Annotated in this window: 20 protein-coding genes; 3 read left to right on the plus strand and 17 right to left on the minus strand. The window is 59.8% G+C overall.

What is annotated here, in order from left to right; all coding sequences use genetic code 11:
* Positions 1-64: 64 nt before the first annotated feature.
* Positions 65-337 carry a DUF6514 family protein gene (locus tag ACOX7T_RS08440; RefSeq protein WP_433441744.1) on the minus strand — a complete coding sequence of 91 codons (273 nt, stop codon included), beginning with the start codon at positions 335-337 and terminating at the stop codon, positions 65-67.
* 446 nt (positions 338-783) lie between these two features.
* Here ACOX7T_RS08440 and ACOX7T_RS08445 point away from each other — a divergent pair, with 446 nt between their 5' ends.
* A complete protein-coding gene (locus ACOX7T_RS08445; protein ID WP_433441746.1) occupies positions 784-1032 on the plus strand; it encodes a hypothetical protein in 249 nt (82 codons plus the stop codon).
* 68 nt (positions 1033-1100) lie between these two features.
* Here the strand turns inward: ACOX7T_RS08445 and ACOX7T_RS08450 are convergent, their stop codons facing one another.
* The 8 genes from ACOX7T_RS08450 to ACOX7T_RS08485 all read right to left on the minus strand — a co-directional run bounded on the left by ACOX7T_RS08450 (position 1101) and on the right by ACOX7T_RS08485 (position 8754).
* A complete protein-coding gene (locus ACOX7T_RS08450) occupies positions 1101-1973 on the minus strand; it encodes a DMT family transporter (protein ID WP_433441748.1) in 873 nt (290 codons plus the stop codon).
* 95 nt (positions 1974-2068) lie between these two features.
* Positions 2069-3226 (minus strand): DHHW family protein, encoded by a 1158-nt coding sequence (locus tag ACOX7T_RS08455; protein ID WP_433441750.1) that lies wholly within the window; start codon positions 3224-3226, stop codon positions 2069-2071.
* Positions 3227-3243: 17 nt separating this feature from the next.
* A complete protein-coding gene (locus ACOX7T_RS08460) occupies positions 3244-4647 on the minus strand; it encodes an MBOAT family O-acyltransferase (protein WP_433441752.1) in 1404 nt (467 codons plus the stop codon).
* 89 nt (positions 4648-4736) lie between these two features.
* On the minus strand, positions 4737-5492 hold the full coding sequence (locus tag ACOX7T_RS08465; protein WP_433441754.1) for a DUF4358 domain-containing protein: 756 nt from the start codon (positions 5490-5492) through the stop codon (positions 4737-4739).
* 187 nt (positions 5493-5679) lie between these two features.
* On the minus strand, positions 5680-6297 hold the full coding sequence (udk, locus tag ACOX7T_RS08470) for a uridine kinase (protein ID WP_433441756.1): 618 nt from the start codon (positions 6295-6297) through the stop codon (positions 5680-5682).
* Positions 6298-6500: 203 nt separating this feature from the next.
* Positions 6501-7448 carry an aldo/keto reductase gene (locus ACOX7T_RS08475; RefSeq protein ID WP_433441758.1) on the minus strand — a complete coding sequence of 316 codons (948 nt, stop codon included), beginning with the start codon at positions 7446-7448 and terminating at the stop codon, positions 6501-6503.
* Between the two features lie 182 nt (positions 7449-7630).
* Entirely contained in the window at positions 7631-8146 is a 516-nt protein-coding gene (locus tag ACOX7T_RS08480; RefSeq protein WP_433441782.1) for a spore maturation protein, read from the minus strand.
* On the minus strand, positions 8146-8754 hold the full coding sequence (locus tag ACOX7T_RS08485) for a spore maturation protein A (RefSeq protein ID WP_433441760.1): 609 nt from the start codon (positions 8752-8754) through the stop codon (positions 8146-8148). The genes ACOX7T_RS08480 and ACOX7T_RS08485 overlap by 1 nt, the downstream gene beginning before the upstream one ends.
* 250 nt (positions 8755-9004) lie before the next feature.
* On the opposite strand from ACOX7T_RS08485, the gene ACOX7T_RS08490 reads away from it, so the two are divergent.
* Positions 9005-9247 carry an AbrB/MazE/SpoVT family DNA-binding domain-containing protein gene (locus tag ACOX7T_RS08490; protein WP_433441762.1) on the plus strand — a complete coding sequence of 81 codons (243 nt, stop codon included), beginning with the start codon at positions 9005-9007 and terminating at the stop codon, positions 9245-9247.
* Between the two features lie 462 nt (positions 9248-9709).
* Here ACOX7T_RS08490 and rsmI read toward each other — a convergent pair whose 3' ends face one another.
* From rsmI to ACOX7T_RS08510, 4 genes are read right to left on the minus strand one after another with little or no spacing between them, the layout of a single operon-like run.
* Positions 9710-10543: a 16S rRNA (cytidine(1402)-2'-O)-methyltransferase gene (gene rsmI, locus ACOX7T_RS08495; RefSeq protein WP_433441764.1), complete on the minus strand. Its 834-nt coding sequence runs from the start codon at positions 10541-10543 to the stop codon at positions 9710-9712.
* A 22-nt stretch (positions 10544-10565) separates the two neighbouring features.
* Positions 10566-11213: a tRNA1(Val) (adenine(37)-N6)-methyltransferase gene (locus ACOX7T_RS08500; protein WP_433441766.1), complete on the minus strand. Its 648-nt coding sequence runs from the start codon at positions 11211-11213 to the stop codon at positions 10566-10568.
* Position 11214: 1 nt separating this feature from the next.
* Positions 11215-11841 carry a CatA-like O-acetyltransferase gene (locus tag ACOX7T_RS08505; protein WP_433441768.1) on the minus strand — a complete coding sequence of 209 codons (627 nt, stop codon included), beginning with the start codon at positions 11839-11841 and terminating at the stop codon, positions 11215-11217.
* Complete coding sequence (locus ACOX7T_RS08510) at positions 11828-12061, minus strand: helix-turn-helix domain-containing protein (protein ID WP_433441770.1); 234 nt, start codon at positions 12059-12061, stop codon at positions 11828-11830. Before ACOX7T_RS08510 ends, ACOX7T_RS08505 begins: the two co-directional genes overlap by 14 nt.
* Before the next feature lie 68 nt (positions 12062-12129).
* On the opposite strand from ACOX7T_RS08510, the gene ACOX7T_RS08515 reads away from it, so the two are divergent.
* A complete protein-coding gene (locus tag ACOX7T_RS08515) occupies positions 12130-12384 on the plus strand; it encodes a hypothetical protein (RefSeq protein WP_433441772.1) in 255 nt (84 codons plus the stop codon).
* On the opposite strand, the gene nrdG is transcribed toward ACOX7T_RS08515, so the two are convergent.
* The 4 genes from nrdG to ACOX7T_RS08535 all read right to left on the minus strand — a co-directional run.
* Complete coding sequence (nrdG, locus tag ACOX7T_RS08520) at positions 12365-12892, minus strand: anaerobic ribonucleoside-triphosphate reductase activating protein (protein WP_433441774.1); 528 nt, start codon at positions 12890-12892, stop codon at positions 12365-12367. The genes ACOX7T_RS08515 and nrdG overlap by 20 nt on opposite strands.
* Before the next feature lie 147 nt (positions 12893-13039).
* On the minus strand, positions 13040-15361 hold the full coding sequence (locus ACOX7T_RS08525) for an anaerobic ribonucleoside triphosphate reductase (protein WP_433441776.1): 2322 nt from the start codon (positions 15359-15361) through the stop codon (positions 13040-13042).
* A gap of 239 nt (positions 15362-15600) precedes the next feature.
* Positions 15601-16641 carry a hypothetical protein gene (locus ACOX7T_RS08530; RefSeq protein WP_433441778.1) on the minus strand — a complete coding sequence of 347 codons (1041 nt, stop codon included), beginning with the start codon at positions 16639-16641 and terminating at the stop codon, positions 15601-15603.
* A gap of 149 nt (positions 16642-16790) precedes the next feature.
* Positions 16791-16923 (minus strand): 1,3-beta-galactosyl-N-acetylhexosamine phosphorylase C-terminal domain-containing protein (locus ACOX7T_RS08535; RefSeq protein WP_433441784.1); only part of this gene is annotated, 133 nt, incomplete at its 5' end.

The raw sequence follows: 16923 nt of genomic DNA on the forward strand, positions 1-16923 counted from the left end.
TGTACTGGGGTATCTCATCATACTATGCCGGAGAAGGAATATATACGGAACCCGGCGGCTCCGCTTACAGCCAGTCCTCCACCACATCGCGCAGGGAGGCGGGCGTTACAGCGTTGCGGGTCAGGAGCTCCATCAGCTCGTCGATTCGGGCGGCGCTGGTGGTAATGTTGGGCAGATCCGTCCGCTCGCCGCCTGGTGTGGCAATTCCCACGCCGTAGCTCTCACAGGCAAAACTGCCCCCTACCTCCATCTGGTCAATCAGGACGTAGTAGTCACATTGAACGGTGCTCCCGTCCTCGCCCTGCTCCTCCCGGGTTCCTACAAACATTTCCCTCATCTTGCGTTTTCCTCCTTTGCTCTTACACACTGGATACATTATATTGTACTATCCAATAATTAGAAAGAGTAATATTTCGCGCTTTTCGACCGCTCACCCGGCGTTATGTCACCTTCCCGAACTATCGGTAAACCGTCTCCCCATTCTCAGGGGCGAAGCCGCGCGCTTTCCGTCAGATTTTGTCGAGAAATTCTTTCCCTTTACGGTATATTTTTGCCCTTGCAAGGGGTGCTTTTCCCGGGATATAATCGTTTTTGCCGCGTAAAACGCTACGCGGCTTCTTTTTTCAGCACTTTTTGTATATTTTCGTAAAATTAGATAAAATTCGTCATTTTTGTAGAATAAAGTCATATCTGTATTTATTTCTCTATTTTTTCCACACGGATTTTTCTGCCTTCCCGCCTGCTGAATCTCCAGGAAATTCTCTTTGAAAGCGAGACTGAGACATGACCTTTTTTACCCGCTACAGCTGCCTTCACCCACTCTCCCGGTACATAGCCGCCCGCTGCGCCCAGCTGGCCTGTCTGATGCTCGCCGGCGCCCTCATCACCCTGGTGTGGGCCGGGCAGTGGGACCTGTACGCCAGCCTTCAGTACGAGTATGCCTCCTATACCGCTCTCTCCGCCTGCGCTGTGCTCTTTGCCGGACTCTTCGGCGGACTGCTGCTGGAGGACATCCTGCAAAAGACGGCTTAGGCCCCTCCCAGACAGCAAAAACCCGGCGCTTCCGTTCTTACGGAAGCGCCGGGTTTTCTCTTTTATTCCTATTCCGCCCTTGTGTAGAGCAATACGCCCGCCAGTACCAGCACACCGCCCGCAGCCTGCACCAGTCCGGGCATCTCCCCAAAAAGAGGCACCGCCAGCACGGTGGCGAACACCGGTTCGCACAGCTTGGCCGCCGACACATAGGAGGGTGAGAGGTACTTCAGACTCCAGCTGAACAGGCTGTGGCCCAGCAGGGTGCACACCACCGCCAGCAGCAGTCCGATGACCCATTCCCTGGGCGGGTACCCCACCACCGGTGTGCCGGTGATCAGGTCCAGCAGCAGCAGGGTGAGGAAGCTGGAGAGATAGGTAAAGAAGGTATAAACCGTGGTGGACATGTGGCCCCGCTCCACCCGGCCGATGAGGGTGTAGAGGGCCACAAACACCGCTCCGGCCAGACTGAGCAGGTCGCCGTACAGGGCGCTCCGGCCACTTACCCCTCCGCCGTCGGACAGAGCCAGCACCACACTGCCCAGAAAGGCCAGGGCGATGGCCGCCACGCCCAGTCTGGGAATTTTCCCTTTGAGGAAGAGGGCAAAGCCCAGGGCGCAGAAGATGACCTCGGTGCTCACCAGTACGGTGGAGCTGGCCACTGAGGTCCACCGGAGGGACTCAAACCAGCTGGCAAAGTGGAGGGCCAGCAGGGCTCCGCTGGCGGCGCAGGAGAGGAGATCCCGCCCTTTGAGCTGTTTCAGCTCATCCCGGTACCGCAGCAGCAGGGCGGGCAGCAGCAGAACCACCGTCCAGCCCAGGCGGCAGGTGGCTGTGAAGAGGGATGGCGCCTGGGACCAGCGGACGAAAAAGGAGGAAAATGCCGCCCCCAGCACGCCCAGGAACAGCACCGCCTTGGGACTGGCGGTCAGCTTTGTCATAGGGAAACACCCACTTTGCAAAAAATGGACGGACGCGGCTGCGTCCGTCCATTTATGATACCTTAAAATGTGAGTGCTGGCAAGAACAAGCTGCCTCAGGGCTGGCGCAGGGTGAACAGGTTGGTGTCCGTGACGAAGTTGGACACGCTGTACAGCACCACGGCCATGTCGATGTCGTTGTCCTTGATATACTGGGGGATGGAGTAGCGGTAGTAGCGCAGGTCGATGAGGTGGATCTCAGAGAAGTGCTGGGTCAGGAAGGGCACCAGGCTGTCGGTGTAGGAGTCCCGCAGGATGAGGATCTTGGGTCCGTCCACGTTGGGGTTCTTGACAACGCCCAGAGACTGGTTGCCGCCCATGAAGAAGGTGTACTTATCTTTAATGTCCAGCTTATCCCAGTTGTACAGGGCGCCCTCCTCCGGCTCGCCTGTGAACCAGGAGGTGACCTCCACGCCGGGATCCGGGACATAGATATCAATGTCGTCTGGCTGCACCCAGCGCACACCGGAGGTGGAGAATACGGTGCCGTAGAAGCTGTCGGACACGGTCTGCTTGGTGTAGCTGTCCAGAGGCACCGGCTCCATGCCCAGGGCGTTCATGAGGGAGACATAGCCGTAGTAAGCGCCCAGGCTGGTCCAGTGGTGGTCGGTACGGTAGAAGATATCCTCGTCCCTATGGTCCCACAGCTGCTGATAGCTGTCATACCAGATGGCGTCGCTGCTGGCCTGAATGCCGTCGATAACCTCCTTCTGGTCGGCGTTGGGGGCGCCCGCAGGCAGCCGGTCGGCCCAGATGGACACCGCGCCGGGGATGAGGGTCATGTACACCGGCACGCCGGCGTTGGCCACAAACTGGTTCACATAGCCCACATTGGTGTCCACCCGCTTCTGGTCGGGCTGGTCAAAGCGGGTGATAAGGGTGTCCTTGTCGCAGAAATAGACGCCGTTGTTCTCCTGCTTGCCCACCGCCCGCTCGGAGGAGGACTTGAGGGCCACCCAGCTGTCCCGGAGGATAAACTGGTCATTGCAGTAGGTCTCAAATTCTTTCATGAAGGTGCCGTTAAAGAAGCTGCCGCTGTTCTCCACCGGCCAGGCCAGCCTGAAATCGGAGACGGTGAGGGTGGGCAGCTGCTGAAGGGAACGGTTCTCCAGTTCGGAGGTCTCCCGGTCGGGCGCCAGCGCGGTCGCTGTGGTCAGCACGCCCAGAAATACGCAGAACAGCGCGGTGAGGAAAATACTGTACCGTTTACTCATTCCATGGTCCTCCTGACTCAGAAGTTGAAGTAGATAAAGGGATTATAGGTGGAGTCCACCAGATAGGCGGTGCACAGCACCAGACCGGCCAGCAGCAGCACGGGGAGCACGACCTTTTCCGCCTTTTGGGGGAGTTTGTCCCACAAGACCCGGGCCAGGGGCGCCGAAGCCGCGCCGCCGATGACCAGCATGGGCAGGTAGGAGCGCAGATAATAGCCAAAGGCGCTGTCCGCCAGTCCTCCGGCAGCGCCGCCGAACATGGCCTGCATATAACTTACCATCTGGCCGAAGTCCTCCAGGCCGAAGATTGCCCAGCTCACCAGCACCAGGAAGAGCGTGTACAGGTGCTGGCATGCGGCAGGCCACTTCTCAATCCACTTCAGGAGGAAGAGCTTCTCCGCGATGATGAGCACGCCAAAGTACAGTCCCCAGAGGAGGAAGTTCCAGCCGGCGCCGTGCCAGATGCCCGTCAGCCCCCACACCACCATCAGGTTAAAGCACAGTCGGAAGCGGCCCACCCGGTTGCCTCCCATGGGGATATACACATACTCCCGGAACCAGGAGCCCAGGGAAATATGCCACCGCCGCCAGAACTCCGTGATGGATCTGGAGATGTAGGGGTAATCAAAGTTGCGCAGGAACTCAAAGCCCAGCATCCGGCCCATACCCACCGCCATATCCGAGTAACCGGAGAAGTCGAAGTAGATCTGCAGCGCAAAGGCCAGCACGCCCAGCCAGGCGCCGGCCACGGTCAGCTGGCTGGAGTCCATGGCCTTATAGGTGTCCCACAGCATGCCGATGTTGTTGGCCAGCAGCACCTTTTTGGCCAGGCCCACAACAAAGACCTGCACGCCGGAGGCAAACTGCTCCACGCTCCAGCTCCGCTCGTCCACCTGATCGGCCAGCTCCTTGTACTTCAGGATGGGGCCGGCGATAAGCTGAGGGAAGAGGGTGACAAAGGTACCGAAGCGGACCAGGCTGCGCTGGGGTCTGGCGTCTCCCCGGTAGACATCCACCGGATACGTCATGGTCTGGAACGTATAGAAGGAGATTCCGATGGGCAGGCGCAGGCCAAGCTCTGGCATGAAGTTCAGACCTACGGCCGCCAGGCTGCCCGCAATAAAGTCCCAGTATTTGAAGAAGAACAGCAGGGCCAGATTGATCACAATGGCTGCCGCCACCGCGACTCTGGCCGCGCCGTCCCGGCCCTGGGCTTTAAAGCGGCCCACCAGAAGCCCGTCGGCATAGTCCACCACAATGGTAAATACCATGAGCAGAATGTAAATCGGTTCTCCCCAGCCGTAAAAAATCAGGTTGAACACCAGCAAAACCGCATTGCGCCATTTTACCGGCGAGAGATAGTGAATGAGCAGAACAACCGGAAAATAGTAGAACAAAAACAGAACACTGGAAAATACCAAACCAAACCCTCCTGCCGGATCTCAGGCGGAGACGCACTCCGTCACGCCTTTCTGTCAATAGTCTGCCCGGATTGGGCCGCCGTCACGCGTTATTTTGCGTAGGTGTTAAAGGCCTCCACCATGGCGTCGGCGTTCCCGTCGATGCAGAAGAGGATGTAATCGCCGCTGGTGACCAGCTTGTAGTTGTCCAGCAGCTCCGCGGTCTCAGGGTACTGGCTGCCGCTGCTCTGCAGAGTGGCCAGCCGGGACTCGCAGGCGGCCTTCACCGCGTCCACGCGGCCGGGGGCGCACTGGGCAATCAGGAACTCGGTGACGTGGGCGCTCATCAGAGGCATCTTGCCGATGAACTCCACCAGGTCGGAGGACTCAATGCCGTACAGATCGGAGAGCAGAGCCTCGTCCATGTCCATCAGGTCGGGCCGCTCCAGACCGGACACATCGTTCCAGATGGACTGGACCACAGAGGCAGAGGGGCTCTCGGAGGGCTGCTGGCTCTCACTGGGCTTGGGGCTCTCGGAAGGCTTCTGGGTCTCGCTGGGCTTGGGGCTCTCAGAGGGCTTCTGGCTCTCGCTGGGCTTGGGGCTCTCAGAGGGCTTCTGGCTCTCGCTGGGCTGAGTGCTCTCAGAGGGCTCGGGGGTCTCGCTGGGCTGAGCGCTCTCAGAGGGCTCGGGGGTCTCGCTGGGGGTGACCTCGGGAGAGGGAGAAGGCGTGGGAGTCAGGCTCTCGGTGGCAGGGGGCGTGCTGACGGGAGGGGTGGAGCCCTCGGTGTCAGGGCTGCCGCAGGCGGCCAGCAGAGACAGGGTCAGAGCCCCGGAGAGGGCCAGAGCGATAAACTTCTTGTTCATATTGCGTAAACTCCTTTAATGTGTAATATCAAGCGGGGTGTGCACAACCCCTTTTGCAAAACCGCAGTCTTTGACGGACCTCGGCAAGAAAAAGTTCCCGCTCTGCGCAAAAAACTTTCCGCAAAAAGCCGCCCGCGGGGAGGCCGTTCTCCTCCCGGGGCGGCTGGGCTGCATATTGTGAGGCGTCTCAGGTCTCCTCCACGTGGCTTTTGATCCGCTGGGTGATCATCTCCAGGGCCACCAGGTTGTGGCCGCCGTCCAGCACTACAATGTCGGCGTACTGCCGGGAGGGCTGGACAAATTGCTCATGCATGGGCTTGACGGTGGTGAGATACTGGTCGATAACGCTGTCCAGGCTTCTCCCCCGCTCCTTCACGTCCCGGAGAATCCGGCGCAGAATCCGCACGTCAGCATCGGTGTCCACAAAGATCTTGATGTCCATCAGGTCGCGCAGGGCCTTGTTCTCAAAGATCAGGATGCCCTCCACAATCACCACCTTGGTGGGCTTGACCTCCACCGTCTCGTTGGAGCGGTTGTGGATGGTGTAGTCGTACACCGGGCAGTGGATGGTCTTGCCGGAACAGAGGGTACGCAGGTCCTCCACCATCAGGTCGGTGTCAAAGGCATCGGGGTGGTCGTAGTTCAGGGCTGCCCGCTCCTCATAGGTCATGTTGGGGTGGGCCTTATAGTAGTTGTCGTGGTACACCACCGAAATATTGCCGCCGAAGCTCTCCACAAGGTGCCGGGTGAGGGTGGTCTTGCCGGAGCCGGTGCCGCCGGCGATGCCGATCACCATGGTATTCATCCTGGGGTTCCCCCTTTATTTATTATCGACTCGCGATACCTTGACGGCAAAGCCGCAATGGTATCGCGCCATGTTTTTCGGTTGCCCCGAAAGGGACGAGAAAAACGGCTGGAAGAAATCATATAATAGCCGCGCTGCGGCTATTATATCATATTTTTCGCCCCGCTGGGAAGGTGTTTCCTTATATTTATCAGATAGAATTCCTAGTCATTCTCCTCCAGGTTCAGCCAGCGGCACTCTTCCGGGGTGAGCGCCACCTCCAGCGCACCGCAGTTGGCCGTAATGCGCTCCGGACTGCCGGTGCTGAAGATGGCGTAGGCGTTCATGTCCTGGTGGAAGAGCCAGGCCAGAGAGAGCTGGGCCACCGTACAGCCCTTCTCCTTGGCCAGGGTTTCCGCACGGCTCAACCGCTCCCAATTCTCCGGGCAGTCGTACCCCCGCCGGCCGGCGGCGTCCAGCTTGTCCGCACGGTTAGAGTCAGCGGAGGAGATTTTGCCCGACAGCAGCCCCCGTGCCAGACTGGAGAAGGCCAGCACCGCCGTGCCGCTCTCCCGGTACCATACCCGCTCCTTCTCCTGCCCCTTCCCCGTCAGGGTGACGCATCCTGCGCCTCCGCCCCAGGGGTCCCCAATCTGACAGGCCAGGCCAAAGTGGGGCGAGGAGACGGTAAAGGGCGCCAGGCCGTGGGCAGCGGCGTAGTCGTTGGCCTCCTGAATCCGCTCCGCCGTCCAGTTGGAGCCGCCGAAGGCCCGCAGCTTGCCCTGTTTTCTCAGGTCATTGAGAGTCTCCACAATCTCCCCCACCTCCGCCCGGCGGCTGTCCCGGTGGAGCAGGAACAGGTCGATGCAGTCCACCCCCAAGCGCCGCAGAGAGGTCTCCACATCTTTCCTCAGACAGGCCGGGGTCACCCGGTCAGGGTGCAGAGGCCCGGGATGGCAGCCCTTGGTCTCAATCACCAGACGGCTCAAATCCCTGCCCTTCAGCCAGCGGCCCAGCAGCGCCTCGCTGCCGCCGTATACATGGGCGGTGTCAAATGTGTTGACGCCTGCGTCCAGCGCCGCGTCCAGCAGCGCGGTATCCTTCAGGTCCGCGCAGCCCAGCACCAGCCGGGACACGGGCTTATCCAGCCCGGAAATGGTTCCGTATTTCATCCTGCTCTCTCCTTCTGTACCGGCCAGGAGGCAGTCCGGTATCTCATCTTTTATCATACACCTTAGGATATCGTATCCCAGGCAGGAAAGTCAAATGCTTCGCCTTTCCTCTCAGGAATCATTTCCGCACAATTACAGCAACGGCCCGGACAAAGCTGTCCGGGCCGCTATTCACTATATTATTATATCGAAAAAAACAGCCGCACAGCGAAGGCTGCGGCGACAAAGCCCACCAGGTCGGCGCACAGAGCGGCAGGAACGGCGTAGCGGGTCTTATTGATGCCAGCGGCGCCGAAGTAGACAGCAATGGTATAGAAGGTAGTCTCAGTTGACCCCAGCATGACGGCGGCGGTGCGGCCAATGGTGGAATCCGGACCATAGGTGGAGATAAGCTCCGCCCCCACCCCTAGGGCCGCGCTGCCTGAGATGGGCCGCACCAGCAGCAGGGCCACCGTCTCCGGCGGGATGCCCAGCAGCTCCAGCATCGGCCCCAGCGCCTGAGCAGCCAGCTCCAGCGCACCGGAGGCCCGGAGCATATAAACCGCCGTAAGCAGGCCAATCATGGGCGGCACAATGCGGACCAGCACCCCCAGCCCCTCCCCTGCGCCGGTGACCAGGGCGTCATACACGTCCACCTTTTTAACCACGCCCCACAGGGCTGTGAGGGCAATGATGCCGGGCATCAGCAGATTGACCATCAGCTCCACGGCTCTTTCCTCCGTCCCTCCCGCAGCCGCCAAACTCTGGACAGTGTCTTACTGGTCAGAACCCCCGCCGTCACCGACAGAGCTGAGGCCAGCCACACGGCGGGCAGGATATCAAAGGGCGCGGCGCAGCCCGCCGCGGCCCGCACACCCGCCACGGTGGTGGGAATCAGCTGGATGGACGCGGTGTTGCACACCACCAGCATACACAGCGAGTCGGAGGCCACGCCCGGCGTTTTTTTGCTCATGCGCCGGGCCGCCTGGATGCCCAGAGGTGTAGCAGCGTTGCCCAGGCCCAGCAGATTGGCCGACACATTGGCTGAAATGGCGTCCATTACTGCCCGGTCCCCGGCAAAGTCCGGGTAGAGCCGCCGCAGGACGGGCCGGAGAAGGGCGGACAGCTTCTCCGACAGCCCGGACCGCTTCATAATCTCCATCACACCCATCCACAGGCACAGCAGACCCGCCATGGCCAGACACAGCTCCACTGCCGCGGCAGCCCCATCCACAGCCCCAGCCGCCACCTCCGCCTCCCGGCCGGTGGCCAGGCCGCAGAGGATGGATATCACCACCATGGCCGTCCAAATAACTGACATTGCCATGCACTTCCACCTCCTCTTTTTCTCTCTATGCTATTCTCACTTTTTGGAAAACATGTCCTCTTTTTGTAAAAATACTTTTAAAATTATTTTTTAATCTTAACATGGGAAAATCATGAACTTCTTGTGAACAAAATGTTATTTTCCATTTTCTCATTGACTTTGGAATACTCTGTGTTATAATAATGTCAGTTTCTAGGTAATAGTGGAAAAACGCGGAAACTAGTTTGAGTCGACGAAAGGAGAAAAAGGAATGAAATCGACTGGAATTGTGAGAAAGGTGGATGAACTGGGGCGGATTGTTCTCCCAATCGAGCTCCGTCGCACCTTGGATATTGCGGAGAAGGACTCCCTTGAAATCTATGTGGACGGCTCTTCCATCGTCCTGAAGAAATACCAGCCCGCCTGTATTTTCTGTGATGATGCCAAGGACGTTATTAACTTTAAGGGCAAAAACGTCTGTCCCAACTGCATTAAGGAACTCATGAACAAATAATTCCGCAGAATATAAAAAAAGCTCCCTTTCCCTCGCCGGAAGTGGGGGCTTTTTCATGCCCATTTTTTAACTGTCACTCGGTCAGCCCTATACAAGGCCTGCCGCTTTGGTAACATCAATGCCCTATTGATAAAATGAATTTTTTCTCCCGTTACAAATTTTTTCTCATTCGACCATTTTCGGCTCAAAATATATATGCTCTTTTTTGATTATTTTCTTCGAATTTCAAAGTGAAATTTGATGATTCTGTGAAGTAATAAACTTCCAGCTATATACTGTTAGTATAATCATATTTTACATATACTTACAAAACAGGATATTCCTCTTCCTTCTTCGTCAAATTTCATGTTTGCAAATTAGAAAATTGTCCAATTATACAAACAGCGGCGCGGTGGAGCCTCCACCGCGCCGCTGTATGCTGGCTGCATAATGTTCTATTTCTTGCACCGCTCCGTCAATTTGCTATTTTTTCCCTAATGCCATGTCGTAGAGCTCCTTGCGGGGCAGGCCGGTCTCCTCCGCCGCCCGCCGGGCGGCGTCCCGCAGAGAGAGGCCCTCGGAGCGGTAGCGCTCCACCAGAGCCAGACCGTCCTCCGGGCTGACGCCCTCCTCCTCCACGGGCTGGGCGCCCTCCACCACCAGCACAAACTCCCCCTTGGGGCTGTTGGCCTGATACCAGGCCACAGCCTCGTCCAGGGTGGTGCGGCGCACTTCCTCATGGAGCTTGGTCAGCTCCCGGCACAGGGAGATCCGCCGGTCCCCGCCGAAGGTGTCCCGCAGGTCGGCCAAGGTGGCGGAGAGCTTGTGGGGGGCCTCATAGAAGATCATGGTCCGCTGTTCGCCGGTCAGAGAGAGCAGATGGGCCTTCCGGTTCTTCTTATTCATGGGCAGGAAGCCCTCAAAGGTGAACCGGCCGGTGGGCAGGCCAGACACCGACAGGGCGGTGACCAGGGCACAGGGCCCGGGAATGGAGATGACCTCCACGCCGTTGTCGGCGCACAGCTTCACCAGCTCCTCGCCGGGGTCGGAGATGGCGGGGGTGCCCGCGTCGGTGACCAGAGCACAGCTCTCACCCGCCAGCAGGCGGTTTAGCACAGTCTGGCCGCCAGTCTCGGTGTTGTGGCGGTAGTAGCTCACCATGGGCTTTTTCAGCCCCAGGTGGTTGAGCAGCTTCAGGGACACCCGGGTGTCCTCGGCGGCGATGAAGTCCGCCTCCGCCAGGGTGTCAATCATCCGCTGAGACATGTCCCCCAGGTTGCCGATGGGCGTGGGGACCAGATAGAGTATTCCGGCCATTGGGCCACCTCCAGAAAATCAATCAGTTTAACGGTCCTGTCCGCACAGGCAGGACCTCCAGACCCGGGCGGCCCTGCCGCACCGCCTCCAGCAGCACGGCGGAGGGGGCCTTATCCTCCCTGTGCTGCACCAGCTGCATCCGCTTGGGCTCCAGACCGGCGGCCCGGTGGGCACAGAGCAGGTCTGTCAGCCGGTCGGGCCGGTGGACCAGGGCAAAGCGGCCGCCGTTTTTCAGGCAGCGGGCGGCGGCAGCGCACAGCTGCTCCAGGGTGCACTGCTCCTCCATCCGCTCGGGACCGCCGGAACGGCCGGAGCCATCCGGGAACCAGGGCGGGTTGGACACCACCAGGTCCCACTGTCCGGCGGGCGGCAGGCTGGCAGTATCCCTCAAATCGCCGGTGATGATCTCCCCGGACAGGCCGTTATCCGCCAGATTGCGGCGGGCAACGTCGGCAGCTATGGGAGAGATTTCCACACCGCACACCGTCAAGGTGGAAACCCGGCCCAGCAGCAGCAGGAGCAGGGCCCCCGCGCCGCAGCCCAGATCGCACACCCGCCACCCCGGCTTCACCGTGGCAAAGGCCCCCAGCAGCAGGCTGTCCTGCCCCAGGGGAAAGCAGCCCTCCTCCCAGCGGAAGGAATAGGGACCCAGCTGTTCCGTATGCGACATATCAGCCCAGGGCCTCCATCAGGGCGTTCAGGCGCTGGTAGAACTGCCCCACATGGACGCCGTCCACCAGGCGGTGGTTCAATTCCAGAGACATGGACAGCACCAGCCGTCCGTCCTTCTCCTCATACTTGCCCCAGGCCACCCGGGGCACGCTGTCCTCCGGGTTCAGGTCCCGCTCGTTGGTCAGAGAGGTAATGGGGAACCAGGGCTGGCAGGTGAAGTAGATAAGCTGGTCCCCCGGCCAGGGGCCGTTGTTGATAAACTTGGTCTGGGCCCTGGACGCCTCGCCCGCCCGGCGGCAGAAGTCGGCTATGTCCTCCCCTGCCTCCAGGGTGGTGATGTGGAAGAGCTCACTCCCCGGCTTCAGGTCGGTGAAGCTGGGGACGAGGCAGTCGTGGAGCACAATCTCCTCCCCGCGGCATTTATACCGGAAGGCCTCCACCTGGTCCATGGCCTTGGTGACAAGGTACACCAAGCTGTAATAAAAAGATAGTTTATTCCGTTTCGTATAGGATTTTAGGTTTGTTACGTCAACCGGAAAGGTCAGACTGTAAAAAGGGTTGGACATGGGCGCGAAGAACTCGTAGTGTCCCCGCCTGGGCCATGCCGCCTTGTCAATCACCGTCATGGTGCTTCTCCTCCCGTCCCAGCAGGTAGTCGGTGGTTACATCAAAGTAGTCTGCCAGAAAGATAAGCGTCAGTGAGGGAACATTCACATAGCCGTACTCCATGCGCTGATAGTGGCGGTCTGTACATTGCAAAAGATTCGCCATATCTACCTGGGTTTTATGTTCCCGCTCCCGCAACTCTTTCAGCCGTTTTCCAAACGGCTCCATAATCTTCTCCATGGGCATTATTCCCCCTTGACACGACATTTTGAGTGGTGTATAATAAGCACGACTTAGGAGGTGGTGTTATGACCGATTTTTCCCGCTTTCTGTACAGCAGCTACATCAAGCCCTATCTGGACAGGCAGCCCCGGGACTTGGAGGCTGAATTCCTCTTTTCCCTGTGGGAGAACAGCCACACCGTACAGGCACGGCAGGAGCACGAGGCTCTGTTCCGCTTTCTGGCCGTCCACGCCTTCTATCTGGGCCTGCGCACCGGCGCCGGACTGGCCCGTGACTGCTCTGCCGCCGGGCTGGAATGCCTTATGACTCGGGAATCGTGAAATGGGCCAGCGGGTCGGGCCGGGTCCACAGCACCACCCTGCCCGCTCTGCGGCTGGCAGTCACGTCGATAAGCCGCTGGTTGGTGGAGCCCCGGAACAGGGCGTCATAGGACTTCTGTGCCGCCACAAAGGGCCCGTCCACCAGCACGTCGGTCTGAGCCAGCAGGGCGTCCCAGTCGGGCCGTCCCGCGGCGGTGAGCGTCTCCCAGGTGTAACCGGTGTAGGTCCACACATTCTTCCCCTGGCCGTGGGCCAGGGCGGCCAGCTGGGCGCACTCCTCCGCCTGGAGGAAGGGGTCGCCGCCCGAGAGGGTCAGGCCGTCGGTAAGGGGATTTTTGCCCATCTTCTCCGCCAGTTCCTCCACGGTGGCCTCACGCCCTCCGGCGGGGTCGTGGGTCTCCGGGTTGTGGCAGCCCGGACAGTTATGGGGACAGCCCTGGGTGAACACCGTAAAGCGCAGCCCCGGACCGTCCACAATGGAATCGGACATGGTGGACGCGATTCTCATACGCTCGTTCCTTTCTTTAAACACTATTTTCTCCATTATAGCCGCTCCCCCGCCAAAGCACAAGGAAATCAGGGGTCGCGGCGTCTTGTTTTCCACTGAAAAAGTGCCCCTGCCGCCATGCGGCAGGGGCACTGCGCTTTCTTATGCTCAGACCGAGTGCTTCACCCGGTCGTGCTCCTCGGCCCGCTTGGCGTTGTTGAAGCGGTCCAGGGTGCCCACCAGGTAGCCGGTGATACGGCGGATGCGCTCAAAAGGCACGCCGTCGGCCTCGGTGCGGCCGCAGCCGGGGCACTGGTCGCCGATGATGCCGGAGAAGCCGCACACCGGGTCACGATCCACCGGGTGGTTCACGGAGCCGTAGCCGATGCCGCTCTCCTTCATGCAGCGGATGACCTTCTCGAAGGCCTCCAGGTTCTCGGTGGGGTCGCCATCCATCTCAATATAGCTGATGTGGCCGGCGTTTGTGAGAGCGTGGTAGGGCGCCTCGATGCGGATCTTGTCATAGGCGGAGATGGGGTAGTACACGGGCACATGGAAGGAGTTGGTGTAGTACTCCCGGTCGGTGATGCCCTCCATCACGCCGAAGCGGGCCTTATCCATCTTCACGAAGCGGCCGGACAGGCCCTCGGCGGGGGTGGCCAGCAGGGAGAAGTTGAGGCCCCGCTTGTCGCTCTCCGCGTCCATGCGGGCCCGCATGTGGGAGATGATCTCCAGGCCCAGCACCTGGGCCTTCTCGCTCTCGCCGTGGTGGACGCCGATGAGGGCCTTCAGGGTCTCGGCCAGGCCGATGAAGCCCACGGACAGGGTGCCGTGCTTGAGCACCTCACGGACCTCGTCGTCCCAGTCCAGTTTGTCACTGTCCAGCCAGACGCCCTGGCCCATGAGGAAGGGGTAGTTGCGCACGTGCTTGCGGCACTGAATCTCAAACCGCTCCAGCAGCTGGTCCACGCACAGGTCCATCATCCGGTCCAGGCCCTCGAAGAAGGCGTCCAGGTCTCCCTTGGCCTTGATGGCCAGACGGGGCAGGTTGATGGTGGTGAAGGACAGGTTGCCGCGGCCGTTGCAGATCTCCCGGCTGGGGTCGTACACGTTGCCGATGACCCGGGTCCGGCAGCCCATGTAGGCAATCTCGGTCTCAGGCCGCTTGGGATCGTAGTACTGGAGGTTGAAGGGCGCATCGATAAAGCTGAAGTTGGGGAACAGCCGCTTGGCGGAGCAGCGGATGGCCAGCTGGAACAGGTCGTAGTTGGGCTCGCCGGGGTTGTAGTTGACACCCTCCTTCACCCGGAAGATCTGGATGGGGAAGATGGGGGTCTCGCCGTTGCCCAGGCCGGACTCGGTGGCCAGCAGCAGGTTCTTCATCACCATGCGGCCCTCGGGAGAGGTGTCCATGCCGTAGTTGATGGAGGAGAAGGGAGTCTGGGCGCCGGCACGGGAGTGCATGGTGTTCAGGTTGTGGATGAGAGCCTCCATGGCCTGGTAGGTGGCCCGGTCGGTCTCCTTCACAGCCCGCTGGTGGGCGAACTGCTGGGCCTTCTTGATGTCCTCCTCGGCGCCGAAGGTCCCGGCCAGGCGGGGCAGCTCGGCGGCGAAGTAGTCCTCGCAGTGCTCCAGGGTGGGCTGGAGGCCGGTCTCGGCCTGGATGTCGGCCATAATCCCCTTCAGCTTCTTCTCCGGGTCCTCGTCCCCGCACAGAAGCATCAGCGCACGGGCCATGTTCTGACGGTAGCATCTGACAAAGGTCTTTTTCACGCCGTCGGCCATGCCGTAATCGAAGTTGACCACGCTCTGGCCGCCGTGCTGGTCGTTCTGGTTGGACTGGATGGCGATGCAGCACAGGGCGGCGTAGGAGGAAATATCGTTGGGCTCCCGGAGGGTGCCGTGGCCGGTGGAGAAGCCGCCCTGGAACAGCTTCTTGATATCAATCTGGCAGCAGGTGGTGGTGAGGGTGAGGAAGTCCAGGTCGTGGATGTGGATGTCGCCCTCACGGTGGGCCCGGGCGTGGTCCGGATTGAGGACGAACATATCATAGAACTGCTTGGCGCCCTCAGAGCCGAACTTGAGCATGGAGCCCATGGCGGTGTCGCCGTCGATGTTGGCGTTCTCCCGCTTGATGTCCGAGTCCTTGGCGGCGGAGAAGGTGATGTCCTCGTAGATCTTCATCAGGCGGGTGTTCATCTCCCGCACCCGGCTGCGGTCGGAGCGGTAGAGGATGTAGGCCTTGGCGGTCTGGATGTAACCGTCATCCATGAGCACCCGCTCCACCAGGTCCTGGATGTGCTCCACGTCGGGCTGCTGGTTGCCCTCCACCTCCAGAATAGAGAGCACCTCGTCGGCCAGCTTGCGGGCCGTATCCTCGTGACCGGGCTTGTAGGTGGCGTTGAAGGCCTTGGTGATGGCGTGGACAATCTTCTCTTCATCAAAGGGCATGAGCCGCCCGTCACGCTTGCGAATGCTGCTGATGGTCATAGTTTACCGCTCCTCTTCCCGTGTTTGCCGCAAAAAACGCCCCGCAGTCGGGGCCAAAAGTCCATTTTATAGTATACAACATGTAGTATCGCTCCGCCTTGAGAGCGTATATATAGTATACTATCCCGGACAAGCCGTCAAGTGCTCCGCGTACACCCAAGGAAAAAACGCCCGCCGAATTTGGCGGGCGTTTTTTGGATAGGTTGACAGTTGACGTTCCGGCCCAAGGCTTTGCAGTCTCAGTCCGAAGTACCGCTGACAAAGGTTACCTGGTATTTCTTGTCTGTCTTTGAGCCCACCATCCCCAGGCTGATCTGCAGAAAGTCAGTGGGCTCGCTCACCACCACCGGGGACTCAATCCGGCAGCCCTGGACATAGACGCCTTTCTCGGTATTGGACAGCGGGAACTCCACCGGATTGAGAAGGCGGTTTCCCTCTGTAATTCCGTCCAGCACCAAGCTCTCCCCTGTGAAAATCTCATTGTAAGGACTCTCCCGGAGCGGACCGCCCTCCTCCTGCCAGGTCAGGCTCACCAGTTCTGCCCCGTCCTCCTGCATCCGTCCTGTCCAGAGGAGCTCCGCATCGCTAAAATAGCGTTCTTTTCCCTCAGGGCTTCCAAACTGCAAACCCATGGTGGGGCGGGCGGTGAGGGGCGCCTCCTTCTGTTCCAGGCCGTGGGAGGCGGGAATGGCGTACTGCAAAACCACCCCATTCGTTCCCCACATGCCAACTGTGGCCTGATAGACCGCCAACTGTACCCAGGAAATTCCCCAGGTGCGGTAAACCCGCCAGCCGCACCAGTAGTAAGGCCGGGTAACCTCTGTATTGATATGGTCGGTCAGCTGCTGCGAGATGACCTCATCCGCAGCATTGAAGCCGGTCTGCTCAGCTTCCCATCCCGCCCCGGGTAAAAAAGCCGCCCGGCTGACATACACCGTCAGTCCCTCCCCTTCAAAACGAAAGCACTCCGTTCCGTTGTATTCCGCCTCAGTATAGCTCTTTGTATTGAGCCCCTGGACTACATACCAGAACGGCAGCGTAGGCATGGTCAGAGTTGGATAATAGGCAGTGCTCGCCCCTTCCCCGGAGGACTGCACCAGGGATTCCGCCCCAATCAGCCCCTGTGCCATCAGACGCTGCTGCTCCCCCTCAAGCTGCTCCTCCAGCGCATAGGGTGCGGACTGGACCGTCCCCTGGAGGGGTTGGGTCAGCCAGAACACCAACAGGCAGGCCGCAGCCAGAGCGGCCAGCCCCAGAAGCATTTTGCTCTGCTTTTTCATCGGCTCTCCTCCCAGCTTACCTGCAGTTTTTTTCCTTTTTTATTCTATATTTATTGTACCAGATGCTCAGACTGTGCACAAGAAAAGAAAAGCTCCCGGCTCCGCATATGCGGAGCCGGGAGCTTTGTCACAGCCAGACTTTACAGGGCTCAGATCTCGTACCACTTGATCTCGTTGGCGGCCAGGTCCAGGTGGAAGCTGGAGCCGTCGCCCTTGTAGACCGTGGTGCTCTGGGGCTCGTAGGTGTTGTTGACCACGCAGTACTTGCCGTTGGCCACGAAG

Origin of the sequence: Pseudoflavonifractor sp. (genome assembly GCF_050943825.1) — a bacterium.
Lineage (GTDB): Bacteria > Bacillota > Clostridia > Oscillospirales > Oscillospiraceae > Pseudoflavonifractor.

What these genes read in the sequence shown, in the direction of transcription:
- ACOX7T_RS08440 (WP_433441744.1), bottom strand. Translation starts at nt 337, where the DNA reads ATGAGGGAAATGTTTGTAGGAACCCGGGAGGAGCAGGGCGAGGACGGG.
- ACOX7T_RS08445 (WP_433441746.1), top strand. Translation starts at nt 784, where the DNA reads ATGACCTTTTTTACCCGCTACAGCTGCCTTCACCCACTCTCCCGGTAC.
- ACOX7T_RS08450 (WP_433441748.1), bottom strand. Translation starts at nt 1,973, where the DNA reads ATGACAAAGCTGACCGCCAGTCCCAAGGCGGTGCTGTTCCTGGGCGTG.
- ACOX7T_RS08455 (WP_433441750.1), bottom strand. Translation starts at nt 3,226, where the DNA reads ATGAGTAAACGGTACAGTATTTTCCTCACCGCGCTGTTCTGCGTATTT.
- ACOX7T_RS08465 (WP_433441754.1), bottom strand. Translation starts at nt 5,492, where the DNA reads ATGAACAAGAAGTTTATCGCTCTGGCCCTCTCCGGGGCTCTGACCCTG.
- udk (WP_433441756.1), bottom strand. Translation starts at nt 6,297, where the DNA reads ATGAATACCATGGTGATCGGCATCGCCGGCGGCACCGGCTCCGGCAAG.
- ACOX7T_RS08475 (WP_433441758.1), bottom strand. Translation starts at nt 7,448, where the DNA reads ATGAAATACGGAACCATTTCCGGGCTGGATAAGCCCGTGTCCCGGCTG.
- ACOX7T_RS08480 (WP_433441782.1), bottom strand. Translation starts at nt 8,146, where the DNA reads ATGGTCAATCTGCTGATGCCCGGCATCATTGCCCTCACAGCCCTGTGG.
- ACOX7T_RS08485 (WP_433441760.1), bottom strand. Translation starts at nt 8,754, where the DNA reads ATGGCAATGTCAGTTATTTGGACGGCCATGGTGGTGATATCCATCCTC.
- ACOX7T_RS08490 (WP_433441762.1), top strand. Translation starts at nt 9,005, where the DNA reads ATGAAATCGACTGGAATTGTGAGAAAGGTGGATGAACTGGGGCGGATT.
- rsmI (WP_433441764.1), bottom strand. Translation starts at nt 10,543, where the DNA reads ATGGCCGGAATACTCTATCTGGTCCCCACGCCCATCGGCAACCTGGGG.
- ACOX7T_RS08500 (WP_433441766.1), bottom strand. Translation starts at nt 11,213, where the DNA reads ATGTCGCATACGGAACAGCTGGGTCCCTATTCCTTCCGCTGGGAGGAG.
- ACOX7T_RS08505 (WP_433441768.1), bottom strand. Translation starts at nt 11,841, where the DNA reads ATGACGGTGATTGACAAGGCGGCATGGCCCAGGCGGGGACACTACGAG.
- ACOX7T_RS08510 (WP_433441770.1), bottom strand. Translation starts at nt 12,061, where the DNA reads ATGGAGAAGATTATGGAGCCGTTTGGAAAACGGCTGAAAGAGTTGCGG.
- ACOX7T_RS08515 (WP_433441772.1), top strand. Translation starts at nt 12,130, where the DNA reads ATGACCGATTTTTCCCGCTTTCTGTACAGCAGCTACATCAAGCCCTAT.
- nrdG (WP_433441774.1), bottom strand. Translation starts at nt 12,892, where the DNA reads ATGAGAATCGCGTCCACCATGTCCGATTCCATTGTGGACGGTCCGGGG.
- ACOX7T_RS08525 (WP_433441776.1), bottom strand. Translation starts at nt 15,361, where the DNA reads ATGACCATCAGCAGCATTCGCAAGCGTGACGGGCGGCTCATGCCCTTT.
- ACOX7T_RS08530 (WP_433441778.1), bottom strand. Translation starts at nt 16,641, where the DNA reads ATGAAAAAGCAGAGCAAAATGCTTCTGGGGCTGGCCGCTCTGGCTGCG.